Source organism: Brevibacterium sp. HMSC24B04, from assembly GCF_001806835.1.
Lineage (GTDB): Bacteria > Actinomycetota > Actinomycetes > Actinomycetales > Brevibacteriaceae > Brevibacterium > Brevibacterium ravenspurgense.
In genome coordinates this window covers 164303-178631 of the sequence record NZ_KV786068.1, presented here as the reverse complement: position 1 = coordinate 178631, position 14329 = coordinate 164303, and the positions used below count along the sequence as shown (strand labels likewise).

Genomic DNA, 14329 nt, shown 5'->3' with positions numbered 1-14329 from the left:
AGGACACCCGTGTCGATTTCCATCAACCCCAGCATCCTGTCCTGTGACTTCGCGCAGTTCGACCGCGAACTTGCCAAAATCGCCGACGCCGACATGGCGCACGTCGACGTCATGGACAACCACTTCGTGCCAAACCTCACCTTTGGCCCGCCCGTTGTTGAGCGGATCAAAGCCGTCTCGCCCATCCCGCTGGACATGCACCTTATGATCTCTGAAGCCGACCGGCACGCACCGGTCTATGCCGAAATGGGCTGCGAGTCAGTGACCTTCCACCTGGAGGCCTCGGCCGCTCCGGTGCGCACAGCGCGTGAACTGCGCCGCCTTGGGGCAAAGGCCTCTGTCGCGGTCAAACCGGCGACTCCCGTCGAACCGCTCATCGACCTGCTTGGTGAATTCGACCAGGTGCTCATCATGACCGTTGAACCTGGCTTCGGCGGACAGAAGTTCCTCGACGTGTGCCTGCCGAAGGTCCGCAGGATCCGCGAAGCGATCTCGGCTGCCAATCTCGAGCTGACCGTCCAGGTGGACGGCGGAATCTCCGAGGACACGATCGGTCGCGCGGCAGAGGCCGGCGCCGACGTCTTTGTGGCGGGCTCCGCGGTCTACGGTGCCGACAACCCTGCCGCGCAGATTGCGCGTCTGCGTGAACTTGCAGGAGAACACGCTTGCTGACCGACCTTTTCGGAATCCTCAACACCCCGGCTTTCTGGCTGGCGGGCAAACCGGTCCCGTGGTCAGACCTCATCGGCAACATCTTTGCCCTGCTGACGGTGGGACTCGCACTCAAACGCAGTGTGTGGTCATGGCCCGTGCAGATTCTGGGCTCCATCCTGCTGCTGAGCGCATCCCTGTCCGCCCACCTGGGCGGCAACGCCAGCCGACAGGTGGTCATCATCGCCGCCGCCGTGTGGGGGTGGAGCACGTGGCAGAAATCAAAGAGCGAAACCGGCTCGATCGAGGTTCGCTGGGCCACCTGGAAAGAGCGCGCCGTTCTGCTGGCTGCTCTCATCGTGGGCACCGCCGTATTCGGCACGGTGCTGAAACTGGGGGACTGGTCGTGGAACCCCTACCCGGACGCGTATATCTTCATCGGCTCACTCGTTGCGATGTACGCCCAGGGCAAGGCAATCGTCGAATTCTGGTTCGTGTGGCTGGCCGTCGACCTTGTGGGCATCCCGCTGGCCGTCATGGGCGGCCTGCTGTTCTCCGGAATCGTCTACTTCATCTTCCTCATCATGGTTCTCATGGGCATGCGCGACTGGGCCAAGAGATCGCGCCAGACGATTTCCTCACCGTCCTCAGCCGCCGCGACGATCCACGGTGAGGAAACAGCCTGAGCAGCCGGCACCTCGTGCGTGATCAGTTGAGATTCCCACAACGTGAGCCGCGATACATCGCGCTTGAGCCGTGTACTAATCTGGCACCGTGAAGACCTTTGACGAGCTTTTTGCCGAATTGAAGACCAAAGCGGAGACCCGCCCGGAAGGGTCGTCGACCGTCGCCGAACTTGACGCCGGAGTGCATCAGATCGGAAAGAAGATTGTCGAAGAGGCCGCTGAGGTCTGGATGGCTGCCGAATACCAGTCGGACAGCGAACTGGCCGAAGAGATCTCCCAGGCGATCTACCACCTGCAGGTCATGATGCTCGCACGCGGACTGACCCCCGAAGACATCTACCGGTACCTGTAAGAAAGGCCCCTGTGCTCAGAGTCGCCGTTCCCAACAAGGGATCACTGTCAGAAAAAGCCACGGAGATGCTCCGCGCCGCAGGCTACTCGCTGCGGCCCAACGCGAAGACGCTGGCCCACACCGACAACGTCAACGAAATCGAGTTCTTCTACCTGCGCCCGCGCGACATCGCGGTGTACATCGGGCGGGGAATCCTCGACATCGGGATCACCGGTCGCGACCTTCTGCTCGAATCCGGTGCGGAAGCCGAAGAGATCATGTCCCTGGGCTTCGGAGCTTCACGATTCCACTACGCCGGTCCCGCCGGCGCTTTTGCCGACCCGAGTGAGCTCAGCGGCAAGAGCATTGCGACCTCCTACCCGGAACTCGTCCAGCAGGATCTTAAGCAGCGTGGGATGAGCGCATCAATCGTGCCGCTGGACGGGGCTGTTGAAGTGTCCATCCAGCTGGGCGTTGCCGACGCCATCGCGGACGTCGTCGAAACCGGCACCACCCTGAGGGCTGCGGGACTGGAGACAATCGGCGAGCCGATTCTGCGCTCGGAGGGCGTTCTCATCGGCCGTGACGGCCCGCCGCGCGAAGCCGAAGACCCCAAGCAGATCGAGCTCAGGACTGACATCCTGCTTCGCCGCCTGGAAAGCGTCATCGTCGCCCGCGACTACGTTCTCATCGACTATGACGTTGCCGAAGAGAACCTCGAAGCGGCGATCGCCATCACCCCGGGCTTTGAAAGCCCGACCGTGTCTACCCTGCACGATCGCGGCTGGTTTGCCGTCCGGGCCATGGTGCCCTCAGCCGACCAGCACACACTCATGGACAAGCTCTACAGCGTCGGCGCGCGGGCAATCCTCGTCAGCCGCATCGACGCCTGCCGCATCTGACACCGGCCGCCAGCACCGACGCCGGCGGCCGCCACACCAGGAAGGACTGACATGTCGCAAGGACCACTCAACGGCTACACCGTCGTCGACCTTTCCCGCGCTCTCGCCGGCCCTCACGCAGGCCAGATCTTCGGCGACCTCGGTGCGCGGGTCATCAAAGTAGAAAATCCCACCAGCGGTGACGACACGCGCAGCTGGGGCCCGCAGTACGTGGGGCCGGAAGACCAGAAGCAGGCCACGTACTTCCTGGCGTGCAACCGCAACAAGGAATCCATCGCGCTGGATCTCAAGAGCGAGGACGGCAAGCACGTTCTCGAAGAGCTCATCAAGCGCGCAGACGTGGTCATCGAGAACTTCCGCACCGGCGTTATGGACCGCCTGGGCTTTTCCACGCAGCGCTGCCTGGAGCTCAACCCGCGCCTGGTAATCCTGTCGATCACCGGCTTCGGCCACGACGGTCCCGAGGGCGGTCGTGCCGGCTACGACCAGATCGCCCAGGGCGAGGCGGGGCTCATGTCGGTCACGGGTTCGGGCCCGGACGACTTCCAGCGGGTCGGTGTGCCGATTGCCGACCTCCTGGGCGGCATCAACGGAACCCTCGGTGTTCTTGCGGCTCTCCTTGAACGCGAACGCACCGGCAAGGGCAAGATCGTTCGCACCTCGCTCATCGCCGGCATTGTCGGCGTGCACGCCTTCCAGGCCACCTCGCAGCTCGTCGGCGGTGTGACGCCTAAGCCCAATGGCAACCACCACCCGGCGCTGTCGCCCTACGGTCTTTTCCGCTGCAAGGGCGGCGAAGGCGGTGCGGTCCAGATGTCGGTGGGCAACCAGTCGCTGTGGCAGAAGTTCTGTAATGCCTTCGGACTCGACCCCGAAGCTGATGGCATGGCCGACAACGACGCGCGCGTGAAGAACCGCGAAGCAGTCACTGCTGCTGTCGAAGGTGCTTTTGCCGACCTCGATTCCGAAGAAGTGCTGGCCAAGCTCAGCGAAGCCGGCATTCCGGCCGGTGTTGTCCGCACGCTCGACGAAGTCTACGAATGGGATCAGGCACTCTCGCAGGGCCTCAAGATCACGGTGGACCACCCCGTTGTCGGCGACATGGACCTCGCCGGCCCGGTTCTGCGCTTCTTCGACGGCGGTGAAGAAGGCGAAGTAGAAACGACGTTCTCCGAACACAAGGCACCCCCTGTTCTCAACGCAGACTCTGAGGCCATCCGCGCCTGGTTGGACGGTGAAGCATGACCAAGCGGTACTCAGCCCGCGAACTCATCGACCTCGTCGTTGATGAGGGCACGTTTGAGTCTTGGGACACTGAACCGATCACACCGGCGGCAGGAATCTCGGACGAGTACGCTGCAGAACTTGCGGCAGCCCGCGAAAAGTCTGGTGCCGACGAAGCGATTCTTACGGGCGAAGGCCGAGTGCGGGGACGTCGTGTTGCCATTGTGGCCAGCGAGTTCCGTTTCCTCGCCGGCTCGATCGGCATTGCCGCGGCAGAGCGTCTGACGTCCGCCATTGAACGCGCAACCGCGGAAGGGCTGCCGCTGCTGGCCGGCCCAGCATCAGGCGGCACCCGCATGCAGGAGGGCACGGTCGCCTTCCTGTCGATGGTCAAGATCACGGCAGCCGTCAACGACCACCGCAAGGCCGGTCTGCCGATCCTCGTCTACCTGCGCCACCCCACCACCGGCGGTGTGTTCGCCTCGTGGGGGTCGCTCGGCCACTTCTCCGTTGCCGAACCGGGCGCGCTCGTGGGCTTCCTCGGTCCGCGCGTGTACGAAGAGCTCTACGGCGAGCCCTTCCCAACCAATGTGCAGACCGGAGACAACCTCCACCGTCGCGGTCTCGTCGACGCCGTCATGGACCCCGAACGTCTGGGGGAGACCGCAGCGAAGGCGCTCGACGTCCTCATGGGCGCACTCGAGGTGCCGGCGCCCGTCGACAATCCCGACACCTCGCCGAACCCCATGCCCAGCGGCACGAACGCGTGGGACATCATCACCGCCTCGCGCGATGAAAAGCGGCCCGGAGTGCGCGAACTGCTGCGCTACGGGGCCCGCAATGTGCTGCCGCTCAACGGCACGGGACAGGGTGAAAAAGACCGCGGCATGATCCTTGCTCTGGCCACGTTCGGCTCTGCGCCGTGCATTGTGCTCGGCCAAGACCGCCGCGGACAGCGCAAGTACGAACCGATGGGGCCTGCAGCCCTGCGCGAAGCCCGCCGCGGTATGCGCTTGGCCGACGAACTGCACATCCCGTTGGTCACCGTCATCGACACCCCGGGTGCGGCCCTTTCCAAGGACGCCGAAGAGGGCGGTCTTGCCGGTGAAATCGCCCGCTCCCTGTCTGACCTCATTGCGCTGAAGGCACCGACGGTGTCGGTCATCCTCGGTGAGGGCTCAGGAGGCGGAGCTCTCGCGCTCATTCCCGCCGACCGTGTGCTCAGTGCCGAAAACGGCTGGCTGTCGCCGCTGCCGCCAGAGGGCGCATCGGCAATCGTGCATCGGACGAAAGACCGCGCCGCCGAAATGGCGCAGGCCCAGCAGGTGCACTGCGAAAAGCTCGTCGAACATGGAATCGTGGATCGGGTCATTGCGGAAAAGCCGAACGCGGCCCAAGAACCGCGCGAATTCTCCGAACGTGTGGCGCAGACCCTGGAATACGAAATCATCGACCTCATGCGCGTCCACCCGTCGCGTCGCCGCTACCAGCGGATTGACCGCTACCGAAAGCTGGGTATCTGATGCCTGCCGTGCGAATCATCCCATGTCTCGACGTTGACGGCGGGCGCGTAGTCAAAGGCGTGAACTTCAAGGGGCTGAAAGACGTCGGCGACCCCGTTGAACTCGCCGAGCGCTACGGCGCCGGCGGGGCTGACGAACTGACGTTCCTCGACATCGGCGCCTCCAGTGGGAACCGCGAAACCCTGTACGACGTGGTGAAGAAGACCGCAGAGCAGGTTTTCATCCCCCTGACAGTCGGCGGGGGAGTCCGCACCGCTGACGACGTCGACCGGCTGCTGCGCGCAGGTGCCGACAAAGCGTCGATCAACACCGCCGCCATCGCCCGCCCGGAAGTCATCGGCGAAATCGTCGACCGCTTCGGTTCGCAGGTCCTCGTGCTCTCCGCCGATGTGCGTCGCGGAGATACCGCCTCCGGCTATGAGGTGACCACGCACGGCGGCAAGAGGGGCACCGGTCTGGACGCTCTCGAATGGGTGCGTGAAGCTCAGGAACGGGGCGTCGGCGAGGTCCTCCTGAACTCCATGGACGCTGACGGCACCAAGGAGGGATTCGACCTCGAGCTGATCCGCGACGTTCGCCCGCACATCGCGGTTCCGCTCATCGCATCCGGCGGCGCCGGCAAACTTGAGCACTTCGCACCGGCTGTGCGCGCTGGCGCCGATGCTGTGCTGGCCGCCTCCGTCTTCCACTACGGAACGTTCACGATTGCCGATGTGAAAGACGCTCTGCGCTCTGAGGGCATCGAAGTTCGATGACTGAGATTCTTCGCCCCGAGGACTTGCGCTACGGTGCTGACGGTCTGCTGCCGGCTGTCGTCCAGGAGTACGACACTCGCGAGGTGCTCATGCTCGCCTGGGTTGACGCCGAGGCGGTGCGCCGCACGCTCGACACGCGCAAGGCCACGTACTGGTCGCGTTCACGTGGTGAGTACTGGGTGAAGGGCGAAACTTCCGGGCACGCGCAGCAGGTCATGCGGGTCAGCCACGACTGTGACGGTGACACCGTCCTGTACGAGGTGCGCCAGACCGGTCCGGCTTGCCACACGAACACGCCGTCGTGCTTTTCCGACAGGAGGATGGATGATCACTCCGCTCAGTGAGTTCCGCGAACTCGGCAAACACCACCGGGTTGTTCCAGTCACGGCCACGGTTCTCGGCGACGGGGAAACTCCGATGTCGATCTACCGCGCCATTGCTCACGGTCGTCCGGGAGCGTTTCTGTTGGAGTCGGCTTCGCAGGGTTCCTGGCAGCGATACTCCTTTGTGGGTCGCAACCCGCTCTCAACGCTGAGCGCACAGCGCGGTGGAGAACTCACGTGGCAGGGAACAGTGCCCGCGGGTGCGCCGACCGGCGGCGATCCGCTGGAGGGCGTTTCGCAGGTTCTCAGCCTGCTCAAGAGCCCTCCGCCGGTGGATCTTCCCCCGATGACGTCGTCGCTCGTGGGCTACATCGGCTGGGATGCGGTTCGCCGCTTTGAGAAGCTCGGCGCTGGCCCCGACGCTGTGTCGAACATCCCGGAGATCCACCTGTCGATCCCCGGCGATGTCGTAGTGTTCGACCACTACACGGCTGAACTCACCCTGGTCGCAAACGTGCTCAACGCCGATGGATCACCAGAGCGCATCGAGCAGGCCTATGAGAACGGCCGCAAGCGGATCGACGCCATGCTGCGCGACCTCAATGAGCGGCGTAAACCCGTCATTTCGACGCTCGATTGGCCGGCACCGACGGTGCGGTCCCACACGGAGCACGAAGACTTCCTCGCGACCGTTGAAACCGCGAAAGAGCACATTCGCCGCGGTGACGTGTTTCAGGTGGTTCCGGGACAGCGGTTCGAAAGCGACACCTCGGCTTCGGCTCTCGACATCTACCGTGTCCTGCGGCGCACGAACCCGAGCTCCTACATGTACCTGCTCGAGGTGGAAAACTCCGAAGGCGAGCCCTTCAGCATCATCGGCTCGTCTCCTGAAGCACTCGTGACGGTGAAAGACCGCGAGGTCCTCACTCACCCGATTGCCGGTTCGCGGCCACGCGGCAAGACCGAGGTCGAAGACCGTAGGCTTGCGGAAGAACTCATCGGCGATGCGAAAGAGCGCTCCGAGCACATCATGTTGGTTGACCTGGCGCGCAACGACCTGGCGAAAGTGTGCCAACCGGGAACCGTGGACGTCGCTGAGTTCATGGAGGTCGCCCGCTACAGCCACATCATGCACATTGAATCTACTGTCACGGGCACTCTGCGCGACGACGTCGACGGCATGGACGTCATCCGCGCTGCGTTCCCGGCGGGTACGCTTTCGGGCGCACCGAAGCCGCGGGCCCTGCAGCTGATCGACGAACTCGAACCAATTGGCCGCGGACTGTACGGCGGTGTTGTCGGCTACCTGTCGTTTGCCGGTGATCTCGACATGGCGATTGCCATTCGCACGGGTGTGCTCAAAGACGGTGTTGTGGCCGTCTATGCCGGTGCCGGTGTTGTTGCAGACTCCGTGCCCGAATCCGAATACCAGGAAACCCGCACCAAGGCGGCGTCGGTGCTCAATTCGGCTGCTGCCGCGCAGACGCTGCGAGCAGCGGTGTCGGCAGATGACCTCGAAGAGCCGGGTGAGCGCAAATGACCCGCGGACGGTCCGTTCTGCTCCTCCTAGCGGCAGCGGGAATCCTGTGGTTCGTCTCGACACGTGAACTCGTGACCATGACGGGTGCGGTCAACACCGGCCCGGCAGGTGTTGCTGACGCCGCCCCCGGAGCATCGGGCGGCGGAGGCTCGCCTGTTCTCACGGCACAGGCGGCTGCGTTTGCCGTGTCGGCTCTGCTGCTGGCGATGCTCGGAACCGCAGGCCGAAGAATCACCGGCGTACTCATGGTTCTCCTGGGGTTCGGCTACTTCGGCACCGGCCTCGGCATCGCCCTGGGCCAAGACGCCACACCCTGGGCGTGGATCGCAGCTGCAGCCGGCCTTGTGGCAGCCGTTGCCGCTGGTCTTGCCGGATTCGGACGTACTCAGTGGCGCACCAGCCAGAAGTTCGAACGCGCTGACATCGTGGAGGGCGAAGCAGATCCCGACGACGACCCGGCTGCCGCCTGGGACGCACTTTCGCGCGGTGAAGACCCCGACGACATCAGATGATTCGCCTCTCATGGCGAGCCGATTGCCAGCAACTCAGTCTTTCGTGAGAGAATCCTGACAGCAGAATGAAGGAGCACAATGTCTAAGACCAAGTACCGCAACGGACCCTCTGACCTCGACAAGTCGAGCATCGACTACGAGGCAATCCAGGACCCCGGCCACATGCACTCTGTCGGTGCGTGGATCGGCGTCATCCTCGTGTTCGTCGGCGTTGCTGTTGCCAGCATCGGCACCCTGATCGTCAACAACAGCGGCTGGACGCTGTTCTTCGTCGGCTGCGGAATCGTCGTGCTCGGCGCAATCGTCGGCCCCATCCTGGTCAAGGCAGGCCTGGGCCCGAAGATTCACCGCAACACCCTGCAGCGTTGACAGTTCTCGGCGAGATCATTGACGGGGTCCGCGAAGACCTCGAACAGCGCCGCGCTCGTGTCGACCTCGAGCAGATGAAAGAGCGCGCAGCGGCAGCAGCCCCTGCGCGCTCCTTCGCACCCGAACAGTTCGGGCTGATCTGCGAAGTCAAGCGTTCGTCACCTTCCAAGGGCGCGCTGGCCGACATCGCAGACCCGGCTGAACTCGCCGCCGCCTACGAGGCCGGAGGTGCGGCAGCAATTTCGGTGCTCACGGAGGAGCGACGCTTCGGCGGCAGCCTCGAAGACTTCGCAGCAGTGCGTGCCCGCGTGGACGTCCCGCTGCTGCGCAAGGACTTCATGGTCGACGAATACCAGGTGTACGAGGCCCGCGCCTACGGGGCGGACATCATCCTGCTGATCGTCGCGGCTCTCGACGACGAGCAGATGCGCAGCCTCTACGAGCTTGCCCACGAACTCGGCATGGCAGTCCTCGTCGAAGCTCACACCAGCGAAGAGATCGCGCGTGCGGCGAAGCTCGGGGCGAAGATCCTCGGTGTGAACACCCGCAACCTCAAAGACCTGTCGGTTGATCCCGCGCGCTTTGCGCCCCTGGCGGCTGAAGCGACGGGGCACACCCACCTGGTCGCTGAAAGCGGTGTCGCAACAAGCGCCGAAGTCGAACTCTACGCGGCGGCCGGCGCAGACCTCGTGCTCGTCGGCGAAGCACTCGTGAAGCACGGCGACCCGCAGACCGCGGTTGCCGAGTTCACCCGCGCAGGCCGCGCACAGCGGCCCTAGCGACTCAATCGCAGCGCACACCCACAGCAAGCCGCCCGCGCACAGGCGCCTCGTGCTCTAACATCCCGAGCCGCCCACACAGAACGGAAGTGACATGCCCGAAATCCCAGCAGCAGAAGCCGGCCCGTACTTCGGCGAGTTCGGCGGCCGGTTCTTCCCGGAAGCTCTCGTGCCCGCCCTCGACCAGATCGAGGAAGCGTGGCGCAAAGCCATGGTCGACCCCGAATTCGCCGAAGAGCTCACGCGACTGCAGCTTGAATATACGGGCCGTCCCAGTCTGCTGACGGAAGCGCCGCGCTTTGCTGAACACTGCGGAGGAGCACGCGTCTTCCTCAAGCGCGAAGACCTCAACCACACGGGCTCGCACAAGATCAACAACGTGCTCGGGCAGGCTCTTCTCACGGTGCGCATGGGCAAGACCCGTGTCATTGCCGAAACCGGTGCCGGCCAGCACGGCGTTGCAGCAGCGACCGCCGCAGCTCTTTTCGGCCTTGAGTGCACCGTGTACATGGGTGAAGAAGACACTCAGCGGCAGTCGCTCAACGTGGCCCGCATGCGCCTGCTGGGAGCCGAAGTCGTTCCTGTGCGCACAGGAACCCGCACCCTGAAAGACGCCATGAACGAAGCCATGCGCGACTGGGTGGCGAACGTTGAGACAACGCACTACATGATCGGCACGGTCGCCGGACCCCACCCGTTCCCCGCTATGGTGCGCAGCTTCCAGCGCGTCATGTCGGACGAAGCGCGTGAACAGATCCAGCAGAAGGCCGGCCGTCTGCCCGACGCTGTGTGCGCCTGCGTGGGCGGCGGTTCGAACGCCATGGGAATCTTCGCGGCGTTCATCGGCGATGAGAACGTCCGCCTGTACGGTTTCGAAGCCGGCGGCGACGGCGTGGACACCGGCCGTCACGCTGCACGATTCTCCGGCGGACGCCCCGGTGTTCTCCACGGTTCGGCCACCTACATCCTGCAGGACGAAGACGGCCAGACCCTGCCGTCGCACTCGGTGTCCGCAGGCCTGGACTACCCGTCGGTCGGCCCCGAACACTCCTACCTCAATGACTCCGGACGGGCTGAGTACCGTCCGATCGTCGACGACGAGGCCATGGAGGCCTTCCGCCTGTTGGCCCGCACCGAGGGAATCATCCCGGCTATCGAAAGCTCGCACGCTCTTGCCGGTGCCATGAAGGTCGGCAGGGAGCTCGGAGAAGACGCTGTTATCCTCGTGAGCCTGTCCGGGCGCGGCGACAAGGACATGACGACCGCCGCCCGGTGGTTTGACTACATCGACGAAGGAGCGGTCCAGGTATGAGCACGGCTGAAGTCCTCACACAGACCAAGAACGACGGGCGTGCCGCCCTCGTGGGCTATCTGCCCGTCGGCTTCCCCGATGTTCCCGGCTCCCTCGACGCGATGGCAGAACTGGCCCGCGGCGGCGCTGACATCATCGAAGTCGGCATCCCGTACACCGACCCCGGCATGGACGGTCCCGTCATCCAGCGGGCGGCCGATGCTGCTCTGCAGGCCGGTGTGCGCGTTGCCGATTCGCTGCGTGCTGTTGAAGCCGCCGCGAACGCGGGAGCTGTTCCCGTTGTCATGAGCTACTGGAACCTCATCCTCCAGTACGGCGTCGAAGCCTACGCCCGCGACCTCGCGTCCGCCGGTGGTCACGGCATCATCACGCCGGACCTGCTGCCGGACGACTGCGCGGCGTGGGATGCAGCCTCGGACGCTCACGACCTCGACAGGATCTTCCTGGCCGCACCGTCATCAACGCCCGAGCGCCTCGCTCTCATCAGCTCGCGTTGTCGAGGTTTCGTCTACGCCGCTTCGACAATGGGTGTCACCGGCACCCGCGACCAGGTGGACTCGCACGCGGAAGACCTCGTAGGCCGCGTGCGCGACGCTGGTGCTGAGCACGTGTGCGTGGGGCTCGGAGTCTCGAACCGCGAACAGGCGGGCGAAGTCGCCGCCTACGCCGACGGTGTCATTGTCGGCTCCGCTCTGGTGCGGGCTCTTGACGAGGGCGGTCCCGCCGCGGTCGGCCGACTCGCGGAAGAGCTGCGCGAAGGAACGGTTCGCTCGTGACGTATCAGGCGGCGATTCCCTCACCGACCTGGCAGGGCTTTTCGCTCGGCCCGCTGACCATCCATGCCTACGCGCTGTGCATCATCACCGGGATTTTCGTGGCCCTGTGGCTGACGAACCGCAGATGGACCGCACGAGGCGGAGATTCCGATGATCTGTGGACGATCGCCATGTGGACGATTCCGGCTGGCATCATCGGCGGTCGGCTCTACCACGTGTTCTCGACTCCCGCCCCGTACTTCGGGGAGGGAGGAAACCCGGTTGCCGCTCTGTACATCTGGAACGGCGGGCTCGGCATTTGGGGTGCTGTTGCCCTGGGCGTCCTGGTGGCGTACTTCGTGGCGCGCAAGCTCGACATTCGCTTCGGCGCTTTTCTTGACGCCGCCGCTCCCGGCCTGCTGCTGGCGCAGGGGATCGGCCGCTGGGGCAACTGGTTCAATCAGGAGCTGTTCGGCGCACCGACGACCCTTCCGTGGGGCCTGCACATCGATCAGGTAATCAACGGCCGTCTCAATCCCAACTGGCCCGACCCCTCGATTCCCGAAGGCACGCTGTTTCATCCGACGTTCCTCTATGAATCGATCTGGAACATCATGGGGGCACTGCTGCTCATCTGGCTGGGCAAGCGGTTCCGGCTGGATCACGGTCAGGTGTTCTTCTCCTACATCTGCTATTACACGCTGGGCCGGGTGTGGATTGAGGCGCTGCGAATCGACACGGCGGAGTACATTCTGGGTCTGCGGCTCAACGTGTGGACATCGATTCTCGTGTTCGTCCTCGGCGCTGTCTTGCTCGCGGTGTCGCGTATCCGGTACTCCGAGTTCAACCCGGACATCACACTGAGCGGATCACGGGGTGACGAACGCACTCAGGCAAGCGGCACCTCGGCAGAAACCTCCGCTCTGCCCCAGCAGTCGGACAGGGGAGAGGAGATCGGCTTCGGCCCTGTCACACAGGCACTGCCCGTGATCGCTGATCCCGAAACTTCGGAACTGCCGGTGTCAGGACGGTCCTTCGGATATTTCGGTGCGGTGACATCGACGATCTCGATCGTTCCGCAGGTGAGCAAATACGAAGACGGCAAGCACGACGGCTGATTGATCCGCGGCGGGTCTCTCACCGGGGACAACATTCGACTAGGGTGGAACTATGCGGCTAGCCAAGATCGTTGCAACCCTCGGACCTGCTCAGAAATCCTACGAAGACATCCGTGCCATCATCGATGCCGGAGTTGATGTTCTTCGCTTCAACTTCTCTCACGGCATCCACGCCGATCACAAGCGCCTGTACGGATGGGCGCGCGAAGCGGCCAACGACACCGGCCGTCCCGTTGCGGTCCTCATGGACCTGCAGGGGCCCAAGATTCGGCTGGGCACGTTCGCTGACGGCAAGAAGCACTACTTCGAGCGCGGTCAGCAGTTCACCATCACAACCGACGACGTCGAAGGAACCGTCGAGCGCATCTCAACCACATACCCGGGTCTGCCCGGTGATGTCAGCGTCGGCGACCCGCTGCTGGTAGACGACGGGCGCGTGCGCCTGCGGGCAGTGGAAGTCACCGGGACCGACATTCTTGTTGAGGTCGAGGTTCCCGGGTACCTGTCTGACCACAAGGGAATCAACCTTCCCGGTGTCGCAGTCTCAGTGCCGGCGATGACCGAAAAGGACATCGCCGATCTCCGCTTCGGCCTGCGCATGGGTGTGGACTGGGTGGCGCTGTCCTTTGTGCGCGATGCCGCAGATGCTGAGCTCATTCGCTCGATCATGGACGACGAGGGCATCCACATTCCCGTCATCGCCAAACTCGAGAAGCCCCAGGCTGTTGAAAAGCTCGACGAAATCGTCGACGCCTTCGACGGGCTCATGGTTGCCCGCGGAGACCTGGGTGTCGAAGTTCCGCTGGAACAGGTTCCCCTCGTACAGAAGCGCGCCATCGCCAAGTGCCGCCGTGAAGCCAAGCCTGTCATTGTGGCCACCCAGATGCTCGAATCGATGATCGAAGAGCCACGGCCCACCCGCGCTGAAGCCTCCGACTGCGCCAACGCAGTGTTCGACGGAGCGGATGCTCTCATGCTCTCCGGTGAAACCTCGGTCGGTCAGCACTGGCTCGATGCGGTGCGCACCATGGCCCGCATCATCGAATCCTCCGAACAGCAGGGCCTGCACCTTGTTCCCGAACTGGGCAGCGAGCCGAAGACCCGCGGCGGTGCAATCACCGCGGCTGCCGTGCAGGTCGCCCACGACCTCGACATCGACCACATGTGTGTGTTCACGCAGACGGGCGACTCGGTGCGCCGCATGTCGCGGCTGCGTGCGCCTCGTCGACTTCTGGCGTTCACCCCTGACGTCAAGGTGCGTCACCAGCTGGCGCTCACCTGGGGTGTTGAGACGATTCTCGTCAACGCCGTCAGCCACACCGACCAGATGGCCCGGCAGACAGACGAAATCCTGCTGGGCGAGGGAATGGCTGAAGAAGGCGACTACTGCGTCATCGTGGCCGGTTCGCCCCCGGGGCTGCCCGGCTCAACCAACGCCCTGCGCGTGCACAAGCTCGGTGACGCCATCAAGGGACTGGCACCTGCATACCGGGATGACAACCAGATCTTCAGCCACCCGGAAGCCGGATACGGCAAGGTAACGGAATGA

Annotated in this window: 16 protein-coding genes; all 16 read left to right on the top strand. The window is 64.1% G+C overall.

What is annotated here, in order from left to right:
• Window positions 1-9 precede the first annotated feature (9 nt).
• The 16 genes from rpe (at window position 10) to pyk (ending at window position 14329) form a co-directional block, all read left to right on the top strand.
• Window positions 10-672 carry a ribulose-phosphate 3-epimerase gene (rpe, locus tag HMPREF3092_RS00835; protein ID WP_070423507.1) on the top strand — a complete coding sequence of 221 codons (663 nt, stop codon included), beginning with the start codon at window positions 10-12 and terminating at the stop codon, window positions 670-672.
• Complete coding sequence (pnuC, locus tag HMPREF3092_RS00830) at window positions 666-1337, top strand: nicotinamide riboside transporter PnuC (RefSeq protein WP_062021172.1); 672 nt, start codon at window positions 666-668, stop codon at window positions 1335-1337. Before rpe ends, pnuC begins: the two co-directional genes overlap by 7 nt.
• Before the next feature lie 88 nt (window positions 1338-1425).
• Entirely contained in the window at window positions 1426-1689 is a 264-nt protein-coding gene (locus tag HMPREF3092_RS00825) for a phosphoribosyl-ATP diphosphatase (protein ID WP_019175105.1), read from the top strand.
• Between the two features lie 11 nt (window positions 1690-1700).
• A complete protein-coding gene (gene hisG, locus HMPREF3092_RS00820) occupies window positions 1701-2570 on the top strand; it encodes an ATP phosphoribosyltransferase (protein ID WP_070423506.1) in 870 nt (289 codons plus the stop codon).
• Between the two features lie 51 nt (window positions 2571-2621).
• Window positions 2622-3815 carry a CaiB/BaiF CoA transferase family protein gene (locus HMPREF3092_RS00815; RefSeq protein WP_062021177.1) on the top strand — a complete coding sequence of 398 codons (1194 nt, stop codon included), beginning with the start codon at window positions 2622-2624 and terminating at the stop codon, window positions 3813-3815.
• Window positions 3812-5317 carry a carboxyl transferase domain-containing protein gene (locus HMPREF3092_RS00810; RefSeq protein WP_070423505.1) on the top strand — a complete coding sequence of 502 codons (1506 nt, stop codon included), beginning with the start codon at window positions 3812-3814 and terminating at the stop codon, window positions 5315-5317. The genes HMPREF3092_RS00815 and HMPREF3092_RS00810 overlap by 4 nt, the downstream gene beginning before the upstream one ends.
• Window positions 5317-6072 carry an imidazole glycerol phosphate synthase subunit HisF gene (hisF, locus tag HMPREF3092_RS00805; protein ID WP_062021183.1) on the top strand — a complete coding sequence of 252 codons (756 nt, stop codon included), beginning with the start codon at window positions 5317-5319 and terminating at the stop codon, window positions 6070-6072. Before HMPREF3092_RS00810 ends, hisF begins: the two co-directional genes overlap by 1 nt.
• The gene (gene hisI / locus HMPREF3092_RS00800) at window positions 6069-6416 is read left to right on the top strand and encodes a phosphoribosyl-AMP cyclohydrolase (RefSeq protein ID WP_061943002.1); all 348 of its coding nucleotides are present in this window, start codon (window positions 6069-6071) and stop codon (window positions 6414-6416) included. The genes hisF and hisI overlap by 4 nt, the downstream gene beginning before the upstream one ends.
• On the top strand, window positions 6397-7935 hold the full coding sequence (locus tag HMPREF3092_RS00795; RefSeq protein ID WP_070423504.1) for an anthranilate synthase component I: 1539 nt from the start codon (window positions 6397-6399) through the stop codon (window positions 7933-7935). The genes hisI and HMPREF3092_RS00795 overlap by 20 nt, the downstream gene beginning before the upstream one ends.
• Window positions 7932-8447 carry a Trp biosynthesis-associated membrane protein gene (locus HMPREF3092_RS00790; protein WP_070423503.1) on the top strand — a complete coding sequence of 172 codons (516 nt, stop codon included), beginning with the start codon at window positions 7932-7934 and terminating at the stop codon, window positions 8445-8447. The genes HMPREF3092_RS00795 and HMPREF3092_RS00790 overlap by 4 nt, the downstream gene beginning before the upstream one ends.
• Before the next feature lie 78 nt (window positions 8448-8525).
• Complete coding sequence (locus tag HMPREF3092_RS00785; protein ID WP_061942996.1) at window positions 8526-8816, top strand: HGxxPAAW family protein; 291 nt, start codon at window positions 8526-8528, stop codon at window positions 8814-8816.
• Window positions 8813-9595, top strand: a complete 783-nt coding sequence (trpC, locus tag HMPREF3092_RS00780; protein ID WP_061942994.1) for an indole-3-glycerol phosphate synthase TrpC — start codon at window positions 8813-8815, stop codon at window positions 9593-9595. Before HMPREF3092_RS00785 ends, trpC begins: the two co-directional genes overlap by 4 nt.
• A gap of 94 nt (window positions 9596-9689) precedes the next feature.
• Entirely contained in the window at window positions 9690-10907 is a 1218-nt protein-coding gene (trpB, locus tag HMPREF3092_RS00775) for a tryptophan synthase subunit beta (protein ID WP_062021193.1), read from the top strand.
• Window positions 10904-11683 carry a tryptophan synthase subunit alpha gene (gene trpA, locus HMPREF3092_RS00770; RefSeq protein ID WP_070423502.1) on the top strand — a complete coding sequence of 260 codons (780 nt, stop codon included), beginning with the start codon at window positions 10904-10906 and terminating at the stop codon, window positions 11681-11683. The genes trpB and trpA overlap by 4 nt, the downstream gene beginning before the upstream one ends.
• On the top strand, window positions 11680-12780 hold the full coding sequence (gene lgt / locus HMPREF3092_RS00765) for a prolipoprotein diacylglyceryl transferase (protein WP_070423501.1): 1101 nt from the start codon (window positions 11680-11682) through the stop codon (window positions 12778-12780). The genes trpA and lgt overlap by 4 nt, the downstream gene beginning before the upstream one ends.
• A 52-nt stretch (window positions 12781-12832) precedes the next feature.
• Window positions 12833-14329, top strand: coding sequence for a pyruvate kinase (gene pyk / locus HMPREF3092_RS00760; protein WP_070423500.1), 1497 nt, complete (start codon window positions 12833-12835; stop codon window positions 14327-14329).

What these genes read in the sequence shown, in the direction of transcription:
- hisI (WP_061943002.1), top strand. Translation starts at nt 6,069, where the DNA reads ATGACTGAGATTCTTCGCCCCGAGGACTTGCGCTACGGTGCTGACGGT.
- HMPREF3092_RS00795 (WP_070423504.1), top strand. Translation starts at nt 6,397, where the DNA reads ATGATCACTCCGCTCAGTGAGTTCCGCGAACTCGGCAAACACCACCGG.
- HMPREF3092_RS00785 (WP_061942996.1), top strand. Translation starts at nt 8,526, where the DNA reads ATGTCTAAGACCAAGTACCGCAACGGACCCTCTGACCTCGACAAGTCG.
- trpA (WP_070423502.1), top strand. Translation starts at nt 10,904, where the DNA reads ATGAGCACGGCTGAAGTCCTCACACAGACCAAGAACGACGGGCGTGCC.
- HMPREF3092_RS00790 (WP_070423503.1), top strand. Translation starts at nt 7,932, where the DNA reads ATGACCCGCGGACGGTCCGTTCTGCTCCTCCTAGCGGCAGCGGGAATC.
- HMPREF3092_RS00810 (WP_070423505.1), top strand. Translation starts at nt 3,812, where the DNA reads ATGACCAAGCGGTACTCAGCCCGCGAACTCATCGACCTCGTCGTTGAT.
- pyk (WP_070423500.1), top strand. Translation starts at nt 12,833, where the DNA reads ATGCGGCTAGCCAAGATCGTTGCAACCCTCGGACCTGCTCAGAAATCC.
- hisF (WP_062021183.1), top strand. Translation starts at nt 5,317, where the DNA reads ATGCCTGCCGTGCGAATCATCCCATGTCTCGACGTTGACGGCGGGCGC.
- HMPREF3092_RS00815 (WP_062021177.1), top strand. Translation starts at nt 2,622, where the DNA reads ATGTCGCAAGGACCACTCAACGGCTACACCGTCGTCGACCTTTCCCGC.
- trpB (WP_062021193.1), top strand. Translation starts at nt 9,690, where the DNA reads ATGCCCGAAATCCCAGCAGCAGAAGCCGGCCCGTACTTCGGCGAGTTC.